This is a genomic window from Halocynthiibacter styelae (assembly GCF_016123485.1).
In the GTDB taxonomy this organism is placed as follows: Bacteria; Pseudomonadota; Alphaproteobacteria; order Rhodobacterales; family Rhodobacteraceae; genus Halocynthiibacter; species Halocynthiibacter styelae.
On record NZ_JADCKQ010000039.1, the window covers coordinates 1 to 927 of the forward strand.

At 48.5% G+C, this 927-nt stretch carries 1 protein-coding gene and 2 tRNA genes; 2 read left to right on the plus strand and 1 reads right to left on the minus strand.

Features of this window, described 5'->3' with window-relative positions:
• The first annotated feature begins 301 nt into the window (after window positions 1-301).
• Window positions 302-378, plus strand: a tRNA-Ile gene (locus H1D41_RS18235).
• A 20-nt stretch (window positions 379-398) separates the two neighbouring features.
• Window positions 399-474: transfer RNA gene (locus H1D41_RS18240), tRNA-Ala, on the plus strand.
• A gap of 260 nt (window positions 475-734) precedes the next feature.
• Here H1D41_RS18240 and H1D41_RS18245 read toward each other — a convergent pair.
• Window positions 735-927, minus strand: a 193-nt coding sequence (locus H1D41_RS18245) for a hypothetical protein (protein ID WP_228850265.1), incomplete at its 5' end; no start/stop codon positions are given.

A 927-nucleotide genomic window follows, 5' to 3' on the forward strand; every position in this document is an offset into this window, starting at 1 on the left:
TCCTTTCTAAGGATGTTTTTAGTAAGAAAGTTCGCTTTCTTCGTAAAACACTTAGCATTAAAGTCGATCTCTCCTTTGGAGATCGCACATCAAACGAGCCAGGCCGTCCTCATATCTCTTCAGAACAATGTTTTCCGCTTCGCGGAAAATAAATGGCGTACGCGCTTGTCGCAAGATCACAGCGACAGATGATTGCCCGCAATCATCGAGAGCCTGCGCTATGTCTGGCCCTTTCGGCAGCTTTTGCTCGCAAAAGCGCCTGTCGGGCAACGCGTTTTTGATCCTTGATCAAAAAGCGCTTGGGTCGGTAGCTCAGGTGGTTAGAGCGCACGCCTGATAAGCGTGAGGTCGGAGGTTCAAGTCCTCCTCGACCCACCACCATCCTTCGGGATGATAATGGGGCCTTAGCTCAGCTGGGAGAGCGCCTGATTTGCATTCAGGAGGTCAGGAGTTCGATCCTCCTAGGCTCCACCATTACCCTCGATTAGATCATCAAGCACTTACAGAGTGTTTGATCATCCAATCGGATGAATTGACATCGTTTAGAGAGAAATCAATATCAACACTGCTTGATCATACGTAAGTAAGCGTCTGATCTCTGCATGTGCCGCGCCGCAAGGCAAGGCAAGCAGCTGTTTACGGTCTCCGCCGTCTACAGTTTGTATGCATGTCGAAACAAGCAATGTTGTCCAAGTCAAGTACACTAACCCAAGTCCTAATACCCTGAACCAGTATTAGGCATTGTCCAACGCAAGTTGGGCGGGAAAAAAGTATGACTTTTGATTAATGGCCGACCTTTTAACAAAAGGGGGTTGGCCGCAGAAGAAGTCTGACTTCTTCTGGATCAAATCAAGCGTGAAAAGGGCGTTTGGTGGATGCCTAGGCAGTAAGAGGCGATGAAAGACGTGATACTCTGCGATAAGCCAT